Origin of the sequence: Pseudomonas sp. EA_65y_Pfl2_P78, from assembly GCF_963970495.1 — a bacterium.
Taxonomy (GTDB): Bacteria; Pseudomonadota; Gammaproteobacteria; order Pseudomonadales; family Pseudomonadaceae; genus Aquipseudomonas; species Aquipseudomonas baetica_A.
Map to the genome: position 1 here is coordinate 269,719 of NZ_CAXAON010000004.1, position 16,015 is coordinate 285,733.

Annotated in this window: 15 protein-coding genes; 4 read left to right on the forward strand and 11 right to left on the reverse strand. The window is 59.3% G+C overall.

The window, feature by feature from the left end:
• Positions 1-158 precede the first annotated feature (158 nt).
• On the forward strand, positions 159-1,076 hold the full coding sequence (gene yegS, locus AACY02_RS06350) for a lipid kinase YegS (protein ID WP_339431223.1): 918 nt from the start codon (positions 159-161) through the stop codon (positions 1,074-1,076).
• Here yegS and AACY02_RS06355 read toward each other — a convergent pair.
• The 3 genes from AACY02_RS06355 to AACY02_RS06365 form a co-directional block, all read right to left on the reverse strand.
• Complete coding sequence (locus AACY02_RS06355; protein WP_339431224.1) at positions 1,060-1,719, reverse strand: response regulator transcription factor; 660 nt, start codon at positions 1,717-1,719, stop codon at positions 1,060-1,062. The genes yegS and AACY02_RS06355 overlap by 17 nt on opposite strands.
• Positions 1,716-2,609 carry a sensor histidine kinase gene (locus tag AACY02_RS06360; protein ID WP_339431275.1) on the reverse strand — a complete coding sequence of 298 codons (894 nt, stop codon included), beginning with the start codon at positions 2,607-2,609 and terminating at the stop codon, positions 1,716-1,718. The genes AACY02_RS06355 and AACY02_RS06360 overlap by 4 nt, the downstream gene beginning before the upstream one ends.
• Before the next feature lie 475 nt (positions 2,610-3,084).
• Positions 3,085-3,555 (reverse strand): hypothetical protein, encoded by a 471-nt coding sequence (locus tag AACY02_RS06365; RefSeq protein ID WP_339431225.1) that lies wholly within the window; start codon positions 3,553-3,555, stop codon positions 3,085-3,087.
• Positions 3,556-4,008: 453 nt separating this feature from the next.
• Here AACY02_RS06365 and AACY02_RS06370 point away from each other — a divergent pair, with 453 nt between their 5' ends.
• Together AACY02_RS06370 and AACY02_RS06375 are read left to right on the forward strand one after the other, a co-directional pair.
• A complete protein-coding gene (locus tag AACY02_RS06370; RefSeq protein ID WP_339431226.1) occupies positions 4,009-4,944 on the forward strand; it encodes a chemotaxis protein CheV in 936 nt (311 codons plus the stop codon).
• Positions 4,945-5,035: 91 nt separating this feature from the next.
• Positions 5,036-5,842, forward strand: coding sequence for an MOSC domain-containing protein (locus tag AACY02_RS06375; RefSeq protein WP_339431227.1), 807 nt, complete (start codon positions 5,036-5,038; stop codon positions 5,840-5,842).
• 74 nt (positions 5,843-5,916) lie between these two features.
• Here AACY02_RS06375 and ppnP read toward each other — a convergent pair whose 3' ends face one another.
• The 8 genes from ppnP to AACY02_RS06415 form a co-directional block, all read right to left on the reverse strand.
• Positions 5,917-6,201, reverse strand: a complete 285-nt coding sequence (ppnP, locus tag AACY02_RS06380) for a pyrimidine/purine nucleoside phosphorylase (protein WP_221729165.1) — start codon at positions 6,199-6,201, stop codon at positions 5,917-5,919.
• A gap of 71 nt (positions 6,202-6,272) precedes the next feature.
• Entirely contained in the window at positions 6,273-6,815 is a 543-nt protein-coding gene (locus tag AACY02_RS06385) for an exonuclease domain-containing protein (RefSeq protein ID WP_339431228.1), read from the reverse strand.
• Between the two features lie 70 nt (positions 6,816-6,885).
• On the reverse strand, positions 6,886-8,847 hold the full coding sequence (locus AACY02_RS06390; protein WP_339431229.1) for an acetyl/propionyl/methylcrotonyl-CoA carboxylase subunit alpha: 1,962 nt from the start codon (positions 8,845-8,847) through the stop codon (positions 6,886-6,888).
• Between the two features lie 52 nt (positions 8,848-8,899).
• Positions 8,900-9,697 (reverse strand): enoyl-CoA hydratase/isomerase family protein, encoded by a 798-nt coding sequence (locus AACY02_RS06395; RefSeq protein WP_339431230.1) that lies wholly within the window; start codon positions 9,695-9,697, stop codon positions 8,900-8,902.
• Positions 9,694-10,851, reverse strand: coding sequence for a citronellyl-CoA dehydrogenase (gene atuD / locus AACY02_RS06400; protein WP_339431231.1), 1,158 nt, complete (start codon positions 10,849-10,851; stop codon positions 9,694-9,696). Before atuD ends, AACY02_RS06395 begins: the two co-directional genes overlap by 4 nt.
• A gap of 30 nt (positions 10,852-10,881) precedes the next feature.
• Complete coding sequence (gene atuC, locus AACY02_RS06405) at positions 10,882-12,498, reverse strand: geranyl-CoA carboxylase subunit beta (protein ID WP_339431232.1); 1,617 nt, start codon at positions 12,496-12,498, stop codon at positions 10,882-10,884.
• 3 nt (positions 12,499-12,501) lie between these two features.
• On the reverse strand, positions 12,502-13,371 hold the full coding sequence (locus tag AACY02_RS06410) for an SDR family oxidoreductase (protein WP_339431233.1): 870 nt from the start codon (positions 13,369-13,371) through the stop codon (positions 12,502-12,504).
• A gap of 12 nt (positions 13,372-13,383) precedes the next feature.
• Entirely contained in the window at positions 13,384-15,174 is a 1,791-nt protein-coding gene (locus AACY02_RS06415) for an acyclic terpene utilization AtuA family protein (protein WP_339431234.1), read from the reverse strand.
• A gap of 184 nt (positions 15,175-15,358) precedes the next feature.
• Here AACY02_RS06415 and AACY02_RS06420 point away from each other — a divergent pair, with 184 nt between their 5' ends.
• Complete coding sequence (locus tag AACY02_RS06420; protein ID WP_221729157.1) at positions 15,359-15,982, forward strand: TetR/AcrR family transcriptional regulator; 624 nt, start codon at positions 15,359-15,361, stop codon at positions 15,980-15,982.
• The last annotated feature ends 33 nt before the right edge of the window (positions 15,983-16,015 follow it).

The window sequence follows — 16,015 nt, forward strand, 5'->3', positions numbered from 1 at the left end:
TGTGTGGTCAATTGAGCCGATTCCGCATGTTTCGTAAGAAAAAGTACCGCTGTGTAGGACGCTTCGGCCGGCAATTGAATTAATTGTCATTGCTGTGGCTTTTTTGCGCGACAGGGCGGTCAACATGTTTCAATCGATTCAATTCAGGGAGTGACGCTATGAGTGAACGCCGGGCGCTGTTGGTTCTGCATGGCAAGCAGGCACTCAACGAGGCCGTTCGCACCGCGGTAGAGAACAAGCGCAAGCAAGGCTGGGAGTTGGCGGTACGCCTGACCTGGGAAGCGGGGGATGCCCAGCGATGGGTCGAGCAAGCGTTGGCGGACGGGTACACGAAAATTATTGCTGGCGGCGGAGACGGCACGTTGCGCGATATCGCCGAAACCCTTGCGGCGCATCCAGGCAAAGCCAGTCTGGTGCTATTGCCTTTGGGAACTGCCAACGACTTTTCCCGCGCAGCAGGGATCCCGCTGGAGCCGGCCAATGCGCTTGAACTTCTTGATGTACCGCCGTGTGACATTGATCTGGGGGAAGTGGGCGGGCAGGTCTTCCTGAATATGGCTACCGGCGGTTTCGGCAGTCAGGTTACGGCCAATACTTCAGAAGAGCTGAAAAAAGTATTGGGTGGTGCAGCCTATCTGTTCACCGGTTTGTCGCGGTTCAGTGAGCTGCATGCTGCTTATGGTGAGCTGCAAGGGCCGGATTTTCACTGGAGCGGCGAGTTGCTGGCATTGGGGATCGGCAACGGGCGTCAGGCGGGTGGCGGGCATGTATTGTGTCCGCAGGCGCTTGCCGATGACGGTTTGCTTGATATCAGCATCTTGCCCGCACCACAGGAGTTGGCCGGCACCTTGAAGTCGCTGCTCAGCGATGGTTTCGGTATCGACAACATGTTTGTCAGAACCCGATTGCCTTGGGTCGAAATCAAGGTCGCTGAAGGGCTGTACATCAATCTTGATGGTGAGCCGCTGGAAGGCAGCAGCATGCGGTTCGAGGCGCGGCCAGCGGCGTTGCAGGTTCACCTGCCGAGGAGTTCGCCGCTATTGACCATCAAGCCGTCAGTCAGTCGTCCAGACTGATGATCTGTTCGCGCACGGCGAACAGTACAAGGCCCGCCACATCGTAGATTTGCAGGCGTTTCATGATCTGCGAACGGTGGGTCTCTACAGTCTTGATGCTCAAACCCAGGCCATTGGCGATTTCCCGGGTGGATTTGCCGCGTACGATCAAACGCAGGATTTCCAGCTGTCGGGCAGTCAGGTTGTGCGAGTCGGCGGTTTCCGGTTGCTGCTTCTGATTGCGGGTCAGCGCCTGGTTGATCACGGTGTGGGCGATGGCCGGACTCAAGTAACGCTCGTTGTTGCGCAAGGCTTCCAGGGCGTGCTCGAGTTCGGTGGCTGTGGTGTCCTTGAGCAGGTAGCCGTGGGCACCGGACTCCAGTGCCTGCATGATCAGCGCAGGGTCGGTGTGCATCGACAGGATCAGCACTTTGCTCTGCGCACGCACGCGCTTTAACCGTTGCAAAGCTTCCAGCCCGCCGGTTTCTTTCATGGAAATATCCAGCAGCACGATATCGGGACTCAGTTGCTCGACCATTTCGAGCAATTGCGAGCCGTCATTGGCCTCGCCAATCACCGCGTAACCGGGAATATCCAGCACCAGAGCGCGCACGCCGGCCCTGATCAGCGAGTGGTCATCCACCAGAAGTAAGTTGCAAGTCAACGCATAACCTTATTCGTACTGGCCCGTTCGAGTGCACGGGGGGCCCAGGGGAAAAGTGCTTCGATTCGAGTGCCTTTGCCGGGCTCACTGATAACGTTCAGGGTGCCACCCAATTGCTCGATCCGTTCGGCCATCCCGGCCATGCCTCGCTGTCCTTCACGACCTGGATTGGCGGCAGGGGCAAATCCCCGTCCGTCATCGCTGATCAGCAACGTCAGGCCCTTTGGCAGGCGTTGCACGCGTATCACCAGATTTTTCGCCTGCGCGTGACGCAGGATATTGGTCACCGCCTCCTGGGTGATGCGAAAGGCGGCGACCGCCATTTCTTCCGGGATGCCGTTAAGGCGCTGCTGGCAATCGAGGCTCCAGTGCACGCTTGTATGAGTCAATGTCTTGAGCAGATGTGCTCTCAGGCTGGCTTCAAGGCCAAGGCTGGTCAATTGGCGAGGATTGAGAATGGCCGAAACATCGCGCACCTTGTTGAGCGTTTCCTCAAGGGTTTCGCACAGTGCGGTGCATTGGTCCTGCAAGTCTTCCGGCATCCGCCGTTTGAGCCAGTCGCTCTGCAGCTTGGCGGCGGTCAGCAATTGGCCGATATCATCGTGCAGCTCGCGGCTAAGGCGGTGGCGCTCGTTTTCCTGGACTTCGAGCAGGCGGTCGGCGAGCTCCTGCGGCTGGAATTTGATTGATTTGCGTGACAGCCGATATTGCACCCAGACACAGGTGGTAGCCGCGACCTCAAGCAACAACAGTCCGAGGCCAATGTGTGCGGAAAAGCCATAGGTCAACAGGCTGCCAAGTGTGGCCGCGACACAAAGGATGAGTGTGAACCGGCGGGCGTTTTCCCGAGAGGGTGGCCATGTGGTGATTGACTTGAGACTGGCGTACATAACGGATGGAGCCAATGGATGTTCGCTGCGGGTAGACCGGCCGGTGGCTGGCGGGTCTCTGTCTGAAAATGCTGTCAATTATGTTATTGATTTCAACGCGGTTCAGTGATCGTGTTTGGCTGCCAACTTCGCTGGAGTGCCTATAGGTGGAGTCACTGTGCCATTAACTTGAGAGCAACTAATGGGCGGCATAATACCACTTAAGATACCGTTGGTCGCGCTTGCTATATATGTCCGAGAAGTCAGGAATATGTGTGGTGTCGGGCACAATTGCCATAATGGGAAAAGTCAATCTATTGTGTTCAATAGATATCTGCGTGCCTGAAGTTGAGTTTCAACACACAGGTAAACCCTGAGCCCAGCCGGAAATATCCATGGCTGTCAGGTGTGATGATTTAATTCGATTTGTCGCTGACAGGCATGAACTATTCAATCACGACATTTGGCGGCCTCTTCAGTCATGGCGTGCGCCGGATCAGGCCTGTCGCTCCGAAAAGGCCAGGAGGGGCAAACGTTTGGCGGTGGGGGCTGGCTGAAACCGAGTTTGACCGACTTGAAAGGCGAAGGCATCGATCAGCGAGGCCTGTTCACTTTTATCGAGGCTCAGTTGTCCGGTGCTCTGATCGACCAGTTCAAGTTGCCAGGCCATCAGCGTGAAGCAATCTTTCAAGGCAACCAGGGCCTGTTCGTGCAGGTCGACGTGGTCCTGCACCGGGTTGAGCAAGTCGTAAATGTGCCGTGAGAACTCGGAAATAGCCTCAAGCGCCAGGGCCTCAGCCCTGCTTGCAAGCTTGAGCAGCGTGCTGAGCATGCAGTCGATGGCGTCCTTGTCGTTGCTGATCAGTTGTAGATGGCTGAGGCATTCTTCGGACTTGGCCAGGAGTGTTTCGGCCTCGACCAGAAATTCGGGGAAGCGTTGCGCCCACTCTTTACGGTCGATCGGCATGCTTATCTCCACAACGTCATGTCTGGTGAGGGAGTGCCGTGTGTGACGACGATCATGAATCGTCGGGAGATCGCGCCCAGACGTGCAGGTGCACAGACTGAGAGGTTCCAGAGGGGTTGTTGCCACTGAACTGCGATCGCACACAATAGCCTGACTCCGTTCATGCAATGAGAATGGCGTCACATTAATGGCTATTGGATATTGCGAATATCAGGTTGATCCTGATTGTTACTAGGGGAATCCCTTAGGCGCGGGAACCTACAGTGCAAACCGAGGTCGCGCCGCAAAGAATGTAGCAGATGAAAATCACGGCGCCAGTAAAGCATGATGTTAATGTGACATCAATGGTGCGTTGTGGCATTTTGATGGTGAATTTTGCGGGAATCAAGATTCGTCATAGACCGCCGATAACCCCTTTTAGTGAATTCATCAGAACAAGCCCAGGAGTCATTGATGGCCGGCATTCTCGACACGGTAGACCAACGCACGCAACTGGTGGGTGAGAATCGCCTGGAAATTCTCATGTTCCGGCTGGCCGGGCGCCAATTGTTCGCGATCAACGTGTTCAAGGTTCAGGAAGTGCTGCAACTGCCAAAGCTGACCCTGATGCCTCAGCGTCACCCGTTCGTCTGCGGCGTGGTCAACCTGCGTGGGCAGACGTTGCCGGTGATCGACCTGTCGCAAGCAATTGGTATGCGTCCACTGGTACCTGGTCCGAACAGCACCATCATCGTTACCGAGTACAACCGTTCGGTGCAGGCATTCCTCGTTGGTGGTGTGGATCGCATCGTCAACATGAACTGGGAAGCCATTCTGCCGCCGCCGACCAGTGCTGGCCGTCAACACTATCTGACGGCGATCAGCAAAGTCGACGATCAACTGGTGGAAATCATCGATGTCGAGAAAGTGCTTGCCGAGATCGTCCCGTACAACGCCAAGGTCTCGCGTGACAAACTCGACGATCCGGTGCTGGAACGCGCCCGTGATCGCGAAGTCCTGTTGGTGGACGACTCCAACGTGGCGCTCTCGCAATTGCGTGACACCCTCGGCCAGCTCGGCGTGAAAATGCACATTGCCAGCGATGGTCTGAAGGCACTGAACATGCTCAAGGCTTGGGCGGATACCGGCGTGAACATGACGGACAAACTGCTGATGGTATTCACCGATGCGGAAATGCCGGAGATGGACGGCTATCGCCTGACCACCGAAATTCGTAACGATCCACGTCTGCGTGGTCTGTATGTGGTGTTGCACACCTCGTTGTCCGGCAGTTTCAACGAATCGATGGTGAAGAAGGTTGGCTGCGACAATTTCCTCTCCAAGTTCCAGCCGGACAAGCTGGTCGACGTGGTACGCCAGCGTCTGATGCTCGACGAAGTGCCAGCGTGATGGATCTGTTCGAAGGCTGACCTCTCGTCAGCCTTTGATTCGCGGGTGAAGCTCGTATAGGGTGGCGTTTTTGCCCACAAGGGAGTTGGCCATGCTGCGTCTGAGCGCGCTTTATCGTTACCCGTTGAAATCCGGCAAGGCCGAGGTTCTGCAAGGGATCAGCCTGGACAAGCTGGGACTGGAGGGCGATCGACGCTGGATGTTGGTCGACGAAGCCAGCGGCCGTTTCCTGACCCAACGCGCCGAAGCGAAAATGAGCCAGCTGTCCGCGCTTTGGAATGCTCAGGGTGGTCTCACCTTGAGCGCGCCTGAGCATGCTTCAATCGACATCACCTTGCCTGCCAGCGATGCGCAGTTACGTGGCGTGACCATCTGGCGCGACACGTTGCGTGTGCCGGATGCCGGTGACGAAGCGGCAAATTGGGTCAGCGAATTCATCGGTAAACCGACTCGTCTGGTGCAAGTACCGCTGGACCGGGCACGCACGACTCAGGCCGGTTTTGGCAAGGACGACGACCAAGTCGCCTTCGCCGATGGTTTTCCACTGTTGCTGATCGGTGAAGCCTCGTTGCAACACCTGTCGAAACAGGTCGGGCGGCCGTTGGAAATGCTGCGTTTCCGGCCGAATCTGGTGATCGAAGGCAGCGAGGCGTACGCCGAAGACAGCTGGAAGCGTATCCGTATCGGCGATGTCGAATTGCGCGTGGTCAAGTCATGCTCGCGTTGCATTCTGACCACGATTGATCCGCAGACCGGCGAGCGCAGCGCTGATCGTGAACCGCTGGCGACCCTGCAGAAAACCCGTGCCCAGGCCGACGGTGCGATGTTCGGTCAGAATCTGGTCAACGACGGCAATGGTCGTCTGGAAGTCGGGATGGCGGTAGAAATTCTCGAGTAATCGATGCCAGAACGAAAAATGCCCGTGTCCTTGGACACGGGCATTTTTTTTTATCGCGCATGAACCCGCTGGGTTTAGCCGCGGTATTCGCACAGGTAAGCGGTGTCGACCGCGACTTTCAGCTGGAATTTGCTGTTGGCCGGCACGTTGAACTGGCTTCCGGCGGCGAAGGTTTCCCAGTTGTTGCTGTCCGGCAGTTTGACGGTCAGTGCGCCAGACACTACGTGCATGATTTCACGCTGGCTGGTGCCGAATTCGTATTCGCCCGGGGCCATGACGCCGATGGTCGCCGGACCTTCAGCGGTGCCAAAGGCGATCGACTTGACGGTGCCGTCGAAGTACTCGTTGACTTTAAACATGGGCGATTCCTCGAAAAGGGCTAAAAAGTGAGGCGGCCAGTATGCACAAGGCTTTTAACGCCGTCACGCCCCTAAAGCGGCAGAACCAGCGGCAGCAGGCGCGCGGTGTTGCGTGCATCCTCCAGCGCTCGGTGTTGCTGACCACTGAACTGCATCCCGGCCAGTTGCAGCGCACCATTGAGGCCCAGCGGCCGCTCCAGGCGCCGGGCCTTGGCGAAGCGTTGCTTGAGGTTCATGTGCGGCACCCGGCTTAAGGCGCTGTCGAATTGCAGCCGCTGCCATTCCTGAAGTAGTTGTTTGCGGTCGTAATCGCCCCAGCTCACCCAGCCTTCGAGGCGCGTCTGATGCTGACCGAGCCAGCGTTCGAAGGCCGGCCAAACCTCGGTCAACGGCAGCGCCGCGTCGATATTGGCTTGAGTGATGTGTGTGAGTTCGCGACAGAACGGCGTCAGCAAGGGCCGTCGCGTCGGTTTGACGAAGCGCTGGAAGTGATCCTGCTCGCGTCCGGTACGATCAACCAGCGTGGCGCCGATCTCGATAATTTCCATTTCGGTGACCGGCCAGCCACCCTCGTCGGTGGTGGCTTCCAGATCTATGACCAGCCAGTGAGGCATCGCAGGGTTCCTGATTTCCGCGTCCTGATTCATCAGAGCGTAGTCAAACCCTGCGTTTGCGCCTGGCGACTCACTCCACTTGCAACAGGATCTGACGATTTTTTACCTGATCGCCGACCTTGACCTGCACCCGCTTGAGCACGCCGTCAATGCCGGCCTTGAGCGGGTGCTCCATTTTCATTGCCTCCAGCACCACCAGCAACTGACCTTTGCTGACTGCGCTGCCTTCGCTGGCCAGTACGTCGACGATGGCGCCGTCCATCGGTGCTTTTAGCGTGCCGGAGTTGACGCTGGTCTGACTGCCGATGACCGCGTGAGTTCGATTCTCAAGGTGCAGGTTGCCGGGATGGGTGAACAGCCAGAGTCGCTCAGCATTGAGCCGATAGGCGTGTCGCTGGCGCAAACCGTCGATCTCCAGCGTCAACGCCAGCGGCGTGTGGTCGATGATTTTGAGTTCCAGGGTCTGTTGCGCCACTAGCACCTGGAAGGTGTTTTGCCCGCGCGGGAGTAGTTGCAGCATCCAGTCCTGCGAATCGAGCCCGAGGCGATAGTGCAGCGGCACATTGGCATTGTTGCGCCAACCCGCCAATGCCGTGCGGTGGAGGCGGGCGCCTGCCTGATAGAACAGCACCGCGGCGATTGCCAGTTGTTCGGCACTGGGCACATAGCTGTGCAGGCTTTCGTGATCCGAAAAGTGCTGGGCAATGAACGCCGTGCTGAACGCACCCCTGACAAATTGCGCCTGCTGCAGCAGGCTGACCAGCAAACGCTGATTGCTTTGCACGCCCAGCAACACCGTGTCCTGCACGGCACGCAACAGTTTGCGCCGCGCCTCTTCGCGGGTGGCGCCGTGGGCAATCAGTTTGCCGAGCATCGGGTCGTAGAACGGGCTGATCTTTTGACCTTCGAGCAGGCCATGATCGATGCGTGCGCCGTGCAAAAGCGCTGGCTCCCAGGCTTCAATGCGCCCGGTTTGCGGCACAAAGTCCTGTGCCGGGTCTTCGGCATAGAGCCGCACTTCCATGGCATGGCCATTGAGTTGCACCTGATCCTGAGTCAACGGCAGTGGCTGTCCTTCGGCGACCAACAGTTGCCAGGCGACCAGGTCCAGCCCGGTAACCAACTCAGTCACCGGGTGCTCCACTTGCAGGCGCGTGTTCATTTCCAGGAAGTAGAATTGCCCGCGGGCATCGAGCAGAAACTCCACGGTACCGGCGCCGACGTAGTTCACTGCACGTCCGGCCTTGAGCGCGGCCTCACCCATGGCCTGGCGCAGTTCGGCGGTCATCACCGGGCAGGGTGCTTCTTCGATGACTTTCTGATGACGACGCTGGATCGAGCAGTCGCGTTCGCCAAGGTAGATAAGGTTGCCGTGCTGATCGCCGAACAGTTGCACTTCAACGTGGCGCGGTTCGATCAGCGCTTGTTCGAGGATCAATTCGTCACTGCCGAATCCGTTCAACGCTTCCGAACGTGCGGTACGCAATTGCGCCGGCAATTGCGACGCGTTGTGCACCAGACGCATGCCGCGTCCGCCTCCGCCTGCGCTGGCTTTGATCATCAATGGATAGCCGATGCGTTCGGCTTCGCGCAGCAATGTGCTGTCGTCCTGTTCTGCACCTTGGTAGCCGGCGATGCACGGCACGCCGGCTTCGAGCATGGCGATTTTCGACAGACGTTTGCTGCCCATCAGTTCGATGGCGTCGGCACTTGGTCCGATGAAGGTCAAACCAGCCTGTTCGCAGGCGCGGGCGAATGCGGCGTTTTCCGAAAGAAAACCATAGCCGGGGTGGACGGCATCGGCGCCGCTGCGGCGGGCGGCATCGAGAATGGCCGGGATGTTCAGGTAGGACTGCTGCACTGGCGCCGCACCGATGGGCACGGCTTGATCAGCCATTTTTACGTGCAGCGCATCGGCGTCGGCTTCACTGAACACCGCGACGGTGCGATAGCCCTGGGCCTGTGCGGTGCGCTGGATACGGCAGGCGATTTCACCGCGGTTGGCGATCAGGATTTTCTGAATGGCGGGCATGGGCTGTTCCCTCGAAAGTTGCGGTGTATGTGCTGGCCTGCTCGCGAAGCTTTTAGGTGGCCCACCCGGGTTTGCGTTTTTGCATGAACGCCATGGTGCCCTCGATGCCTTCAGTACTCGTCACCGCTTCGCTGAACCACTGCGCCGCTTCATCGAGTAATTCACTTGACGGTTGCCCGGCACTGGCCAGCAGCAATTTCTTCGTCGCAGCATTCGCCTCCGGCGCGCAACACAGGACATGCTGCAGCACCTCATCCAGGCGCTCGGCCAGGGCCTGCGCATCCTGCTCGACAAAATGCACCAGCCCCAAACGGCGTGCCTGATGGCCATCGAAACGTGCTGCTGTCAGCGCCAGTCGACGGGTTTCAGTCAGGCCGATGCGTTGCAATACAAACGGTGCGATCTGCGCGGGGATCAGGCCCAGGCTGGTTTCCGGCAAACCGAATTGCGCTTGGTGATCGGCAATCGCGATATCGCTGACACACGCCAGTCCGAAACCGCCGCCCATCACGGCGCCTTGCAGCACGCAAATCAGCACTTGCGGCGCGTGTTGTGCTTCTTCCAGCAATGCCCCGAACGCACGGTTCAAGTGGCGGTAGGCATCTGCACCCTGAGTGCGGGCGTTGGCCATGTCCTTGATGTCGCCGCCTGCACAAAAATGTCCACCGGCACCGCTGAGTACCAAGGCTCGAATGGCACGCTCATCGCGAACCGCCGCCAGCATCGCGCGCAGTTCGGCGACCATCTGCAGGCTCATTGCATTGCGGCTTTGCGGGCGATTGAGGGTGACGTGCAGTACGCCGCCGTGCCGCTCCAATAGCAGTGTCTGGCAATCGGGCAGGGGGCTCATTTTTTTTTCCCCGGCAGGATGCCCATCAGTTTGCAGATGATCCCCAGCATGATTTCGTCGGCGCCGCCGCCAATCGACACCAGCCGCACATCGCGGTAAGCGCGGGCCACCGGGTTATCCCACATGAAACCCATGCCGCCCCAATATTGCAGGCAACTGTCGCTGACTTCGCGACCCAGACGCCCGGCCTTGAGCTTGGCCATCGAGGCCAGGCGCGTGACGTCCTGGCCTTTGATGTATTGCTCGGTGGCCTGATAGACCAGTGCCCGCAGGCATTCGATTTCGGTCTGCAATTCGGCGAGGCGAAAGTGGATGACCTGATTGTCGATCAGGGCGTTGCCGAAGGTTTTGCGCTCCTTGCAGTACTCGATGGTGCTGTCGACGCAGTATTCCAGGCCCTTGAGCATGTTCGCCGCACCGAACAGACGTTCTTCCTGAAACTGCAGCATCTGCATCATGAAGCCGGCGCCTTCATGGCCGATGCGGTTGCGCTGCGGGATGCGCACGTTGTCGAAAAACACCTGAGCGGTTTCCGAGCTGCGCATGCCGAGTTTGTCCAGATGCGAACTGAGACTGATCCCGGGTGTGTTCATCGGCACCATGATCAGCGATTTGTTGATGTGCGGCTTGTCGTCGGAGGTATTGGCCAGCAGACAGATGAAATCAGCGCTTGGTGAGTTGGTGATCCACATTTTGCTGCCGTTGATCACGTAGTCGTCGCCATCCTTGCGGGCGTTGGTTTTCAGCCCGGCGACGTCGGAGCCAGCGCCCACTTCCGAGACACCGATACAGCCGACCTGCTCGCCGCTGATGGCCGGGCGCAGGAATGCTTCACGCAGTTCATCGGAGCCGAAGCGGGCCAGCGCCGGGGTGCACATGTCGGTCTGCACGCCGATCGACATCGGAATGCCACCGCAGTGAATGGTGCCGAACTCTTCGGCGGCGACAATCGAATAGCTGTAATCAAGGCCCATGCCGCCGAATTTTTCCGGTTTGGAAATCCCCAGCAAGCCCAGATCGCCTGCCTTGCGGAAAATGTCGTGGATCGGAAAGCGTCCGGCCTTTTCCCATTCGTCGACATGTGGATTGATCTCGTGCTCGACGAATTGGCGGACGGTGCGGCGCAGTGCTTCGTGTTCCGGGGTGAAGATCATTTTTATTGTTCTCCGTAAGATCCGTGGCGATCAGAACCGGCTGACGCCGAAGCTGTTGGGTTGCAGGGCGCGGAGGTCGGCTTCGTGGCAAATATCCAGCAAGTAGCCCAGCAGGGTGCGCGTATCGCGGGGGTCGATCAGCCCGTCGTCCCACAGGTTGGCGCTGCCGTAGAGGGCGGTGGATTGGCTGTCGAGTTTCTGCGCGGTGGCCTGTTCGAGCATGTCGAGCATTTTCGGATCAGGCGTCAGGCCGTCCTTGAGCTGCTTGGCTTGGGTGACGATGCGCAGGACTTTACCCGCCTGAGCCCCACCCATCACGGCCGTGCGGCTGTTGGGCCAGGCGAAAATGAAGCGCGGATCGAGACCGCGCCCGCACATCGCGTAGTTGCCGGCGCCGTAGGAGCCGCCCACGACAATCGTCAGTTTAGGCACCCTGGCATTGGCCACGGCTTGAATGAGTTTCGAGCCGTGTTTGATCACGCCTTGCTGCTCCGACTCGGTGCCGACCATGAAGCCTGTGGTGTTGTGGAAGAACAGCAGCGGTGTCTGGCTCTGATCGCACAGTTGAATGAATTGCGCCGCTTTGCTCGCGCCGTTGGGGGTGATCGGGCCGTTGTTGCCGATGAACCCGCAGGCGCGCCCCTGAATTTTCAATTGGCCGCAAAGGGTTTGCTGATCGAATTCGCCTTTGAATTCGAGGAAGCAGGATTCGTCAGCGATGCGCGCGATGATTTCGCGCACGTCGTAGGGCTTTTTCGGGTCGTCCGGTATCAGCCCCAGCAACTCGTCGATGGGGTAGAGCGGCTCTTTATATTGCGGTTCCGGCAACCACGGCAGTTGCTCGTTCCACGGCAGCATGCGCAGGATTTCGCGCACCTGGCGTACCCCGTCGGCATCGTTTTCGGCCAGGTATTCGGCAGTCCCGGCAACTTGCGCGTGCATCTCGGCGCCGCCCAATTCTTCATCCGTGGCCACCTCGCCTGTGGCGGCTTTAAGCAAAGGGGGGCCGGCAAGAAACAGCTTGGCCTTGCCGCGCACCACCACCACGTAATCCGACAACCCCGGTTGGTACGCGCCTCCAGCCGTCGCCGAGCCGTGTACGACGGTAATCTGCGGTAAACCCATGGCCGACATCCGCGCCTGATTGGCAAAACTGCGTGCGCCTTCGACGAAAATCTCCGCGGCATAATTGAGGTTGGCGCCACCGCTTTCGGCGAGGGTGATGACTGGCAGTTTGTTCTCCTGAGCGATCTGTTGCAGGCGCAGGGATTTTTTCAGACCGCTGGGTGAGATCGTGCCGCCCTTGATCGCACTGTTGTTCGCCACCACCAGCGCACGAATGCCAGACACGTAACCGATGCCGGCAATCAAGCCGCCACCGGCCGCGCTGCCATCCTTGTCGTCGTGCAGTTTGTAACCGGCGAGGCTGGCCAGTTCGAGAAACGGCGCGCCGGGGTCGAGCAGCAGGTTCAGGCGTTCTCGGGGCAGCAGTTGGCCGCGCTTGTCGAATTTCGGCTTGGCTTCGGCGGCCTTGTTCAACAGGTTCTGTTCCAGTTGCTGGACGTGTTCGATGGCGGCGAGCATTGCTGCGCGGTTGCGGGCGAATGCCTCGCTGTGCGGGTCGAGTTGGGACTGGATCTGCGCCATGGCTTACTCCTTGTCCTGCAAAACGTCGGGAAGGTAAGCGCGGTGGAAACCGTTGAATGAGTCACTGTGGGTCGCCTTGTGCAACGGCCATGCACGGCAGCCGATGCTGGCGGCACCATCGATTTTCAGCGTGCTGCCACTGATGAATGCCGCTGCCGGGCTGAGCAGAAATACAATCGCCGCGCTGACTTCCGATTCGGTGCCGATGCGCTTGAGCGGCACATGTTCACGCAGGGTCGGGATCACCGCTTTGAACGCCCCTTCGTAGGTGTCCATGCCACTGGAGGCGATCCAGCCCGGCGCGACCGCGTTGACTCGCACCCCGGCGTATCCCCACTCGAAGGCGGCAGTTTTGGTGAAGTTGTCCATGCCTGAACGCGCGGCGCCCGAGTGGCCCATGCCGGGCATGCCGCCCCACATGTCGGCGAGCATGTTGACGATGTTGCCACCGTGTTTGCTCATCGACTGGTTGAACACTTCCCGGGCCATCAGGAAACCGCCGACCAGATTGGTGCGTAGCACGGTTTCGAAACCTTTCTGATTGATCGACGCCAGCGGTGACGGGTACTGACCGCCGGCATTGTTGACCAAACCGTGGATCGGCCCGTGCTCGGCGATCAGCACCTTGACCAATTCCTTCACCGCCTCTTCATCGCGAATATCGCAAGCCTTGCAGTGTGCACGGCCACCGTCCTCGGCGATTTCGGCGGCGACCTTCTGCAGCTTTTCAGGTTTGCGTCCGACCAGCAGCACCTTGGCACCGAGCGCCGCCAGTTCATGGGCGGTGCAGCGACCGATGCCGCTGCCGCCGCCAGTGACGATGATGGTTTGGCCGCTGAACAGATCGGCTCTGAAAATCGACGCGTAAGCCATGCAAACAATCCTCTAGTCGAGCTGTTCGGCGATGCTCTGCGGCACCGGGATCTGGATTTCCAGCAGTTGCTGGGCGAAGGCTTTGCCTTGCGGATCGATACGCAGACTGGCCACGCCACCGCCGCCGAGAGCGTTTTCCAGGAGAAAATTCAAACTGTGGGTGCCCGGCAGGTACCAGCGTTCGACCCGACCGTGGAGCGGGTCGAGGACGTGGCTCATCCAGTCGACGATGACCGCTGGGGTCAGCGCTTCAGCGATCCATGGCAGGTATTCAGGCTTGCGCGGCATCACACCGATGTTGCTGTGGTTGCCCTTGTCGCCAGAGCGCGCCACGGCGAGTTTCACCAACGCGACGCTGGCGTCGGCGCGGCCCTCAGGTTTTGGTGGTTGATCGGCGATGGGCAGGTTCTGGCTGTCGAGAGCAATCAATGCGGGCAGGGCGCAGGGGTGTCGCTCACCGGCCTGGTCGATTTGCAGGGTGCAGGCACTTTTATCGATCAGGAACGAGAACAGACGAATGACCGGGTACACCGTCGGCCGGCCACCGACGATGCCGGTGAGCCCCGGCGCCATGCCCGTGGCAGCCTGGGCGATCTCCCGGGAGAACAGGATCAGCGCTTGCTTGTTCGGATGGCGTACAGCCAGTTTGATCACCACCTCTCGCGTGTCGCGACGCTGGCCATGGGGGCCATAAGTGGCTTCACTGCCGAGCAGTTCGAGGCTGGTTTCGCTGTAGGGCATCCAGCCACGCTGGCTGAACATCTGCGCAGTCTTGTCGATAATGGCCTGACCGACGCGGCGTGCCTTTGCCACCGCGTCAATGCCGGCGATCAGGCAACTGGCGGTGCAGCGAAAACCGTCCGGGTACGTGGCACTGACTTTGTATTTGTCACTGGGCGGCAGGCCTTTGGCACCCTGTACATGCACCCCGTTTTTGCCCTGCTGCTGTAGTTTGACCTGACTGAAATTGCAGACCACATCGGGCAACAGATACGCCTGTGGATCGCCGATTTCATAGAGCAACTGTTCGCCGACGGTCAGCGGCGTGACCAGTCCGCCGGAGCCCTCGGGCTTGCTGACGATGAATTGGCTGTCGGCGCTGACCTCTACGATCGGGAAGCCGATGTGCTCGTAATCCGGAACATCGCGCCAATCGGTGAAATTACCGCCGGTACATTGCGCACCGCATTCGATGATATGCCCGGCCAGCGCGGCTTGGGCGAGTTTGTCGTAGTCATGCCACGACCAGCCGAACTCGTGCACCAGCGCTGCACTGACCACGGCACTGTCGACCACCCGCCCGGTGATGACGATGTCGGCGCCCAGGCGCAGTGCCTCGACAATGCCCGGTGCGCCGAGGTAGGCGTTGGTCGACACGCACATTGGTGGCAGCGGGGCGCCGCTGAACATCTCGGTGATGCCTTGGCCGGTGAGTGACTTGAGTTGCGGTTGCAGGTCATCGCCCAGCAGCACGGCGATTTTCAGCGCAGTGCCAGCCTTGTCACAGGCGGCTTGCAGGGCGGCGGCGCAAGCCAGCGGGTTGACCCCGCCGGCATTACTGATGACACGGATTTTCTGCTCGGCCAGTTGCGGCAGTAGCGGCGTCAGCACGTCGATGAAGTCGCTGGCGAATCCGGTCTGTGGGTCTTTCATGCGTGCGCCAGCCATGATCGACAGGGTGATCTCGGCCAGGTAATCGAACACCAGATAATCCAGGCGTCCTCCTGCCACAAGCTGAGCGGCGGCGGTCGACGTGTCACCCCAGAAGGCACTGGCGCATCCGATGCGGACGGTGGTTGGCATTTTTATCTCCGACTCAGGAACCTGCGACAGAAGTGTCTGGAGGCTACCAAGCAAGCGCTTGGTTTGTAAATACTTGAAACTATCTTCTGCCCGAGCGCTTGCTTGGTCGTCGCCAGCGGCTTAAATTGCGCGCAACCCTGCGGTTTCAGGGGGCAACAGACTGATCGACTGTAGGAGAGAACGGGTGGACGAGCAAAAAGCCCTCAGGGTCATGCGCGAATTGGTCGATGCAGGCCAGTTGACCGACCCGGACAGCGCTCGCGGCAAACTGCTGCAGGTGGCGGCTCATCTGTTCCGCAATAAAGGCTATGAACGCACCACGGTGCGCGATCTGGCCGGCGCGGTGGGGATTCAGTCGGGCAGCATTTTTCATCACTTCAAAAGCAAAGATGAAATTCTCCGTGCCGTGATGGAAGAAACCATTCGTTACAACACCGCGTTGATGCGCGCAGCGCTCGCCGAAGCGACCAGCGTGCGTGAGCGGGTGTTGGCGCTGATCCGTTGCGAGTTGCAGTCGATCATGGGCGGCAGCGGCGAAGCGATGGCGGTGCTGGTCTATGAATGGCGCTCTTTGTCCGAGGAAGGTCAGGCCAAGGTTCTCGCGTTGCGCGATGTCTATGAAGACATCTGGCTGCAAGTGCTCGGTGAGGCCAAGGACGCCGGGTTTATCCGCGGCGATGTTTTTATTACCCGACGTTTCCTCACTGGCGCACTGTCCTGGACGACCACTTGGTTTCGCGCGGGTGGCAGTTTGAGCCTTGATCAGTTGGCGGATGAAGCCCTGATTCTGGTCCTCGAAGAGCGTTGAGGCGCTTTCTATCCGTCCGGGAAACTGGCTAAC

Bases quoted from the DNA above. Each gene is read 5' to 3' on its own strand.
- yegS (WP_339431223.1), top strand. From the start codon at position 159: ATGAGTGAACGCCGGGCGCTGTTGGTTCTGCATGGCAAGCAGGCACTC.
- AACY02_RS06360 (WP_339431275.1), bottom strand. From the start codon at position 2,609: ATGTACGCCAGTCTCAAGTCAATCACCACATGGCCACCCTCTCGGGAA.
- AACY02_RS06365 (WP_339431225.1), bottom strand. From the start codon at position 3,555: ATGCCGATCGACCGTAAAGAGTGGGCGCAACGCTTCCCCGAATTTCTG.
- AACY02_RS06370 (WP_339431226.1), top strand. From the start codon at position 4,009: ATGGCCGGCATTCTCGACACGGTAGACCAACGCACGCAACTGGTGGGT.
- AACY02_RS06375 (WP_339431227.1), top strand. From the start codon at position 5,036: ATGCTGCGTCTGAGCGCGCTTTATCGTTACCCGTTGAAATCCGGCAAG.
- ppnP (WP_221729165.1), bottom strand. From the start codon at position 6,201: ATGTTTAAAGTCAACGAGTACTTCGACGGCACCGTCAAGTCGATCGCC.
- AACY02_RS06385 (WP_339431228.1), bottom strand. From the start codon at position 6,815: ATGCCTCACTGGCTGGTCATAGATCTGGAAGCCACCACCGACGAGGGT.
- AACY02_RS06390 (WP_339431229.1), bottom strand. From the start codon at position 8,847: ATGCCCGCCATTCAGAAAATCCTGATCGCCAACCGCGGTGAAATCGCC.
- AACY02_RS06395 (WP_339431230.1), bottom strand. From the start codon at position 9,697: ATGAGCCCCCTGCCCGATTGCCAGACACTGCTATTGGAGCGGCACGGC.
- atuD (WP_339431231.1), bottom strand. From the start codon at position 10,851: ATGATCTTCACCCCGGAACACGAAGCACTGCGCCGCACCGTCCGCCAA.
- atuC (WP_339431232.1), bottom strand. From the start codon at position 12,498: ATGGCGCAGATCCAGTCCCAACTCGACCCGCACAGCGAGGCATTCGCC.
- AACY02_RS06410 (WP_339431233.1), bottom strand. From the start codon at position 13,371: ATGGCTTACGCGTCGATTTTCAGAGCCGATCTGTTCAGCGGCCAAACC.
- AACY02_RS06415 (WP_339431234.1), bottom strand. From the start codon at position 15,174: ATGCCAACCACCGTCCGCATCGGATGCGCCAGTGCCTTCTGGGGTGAC.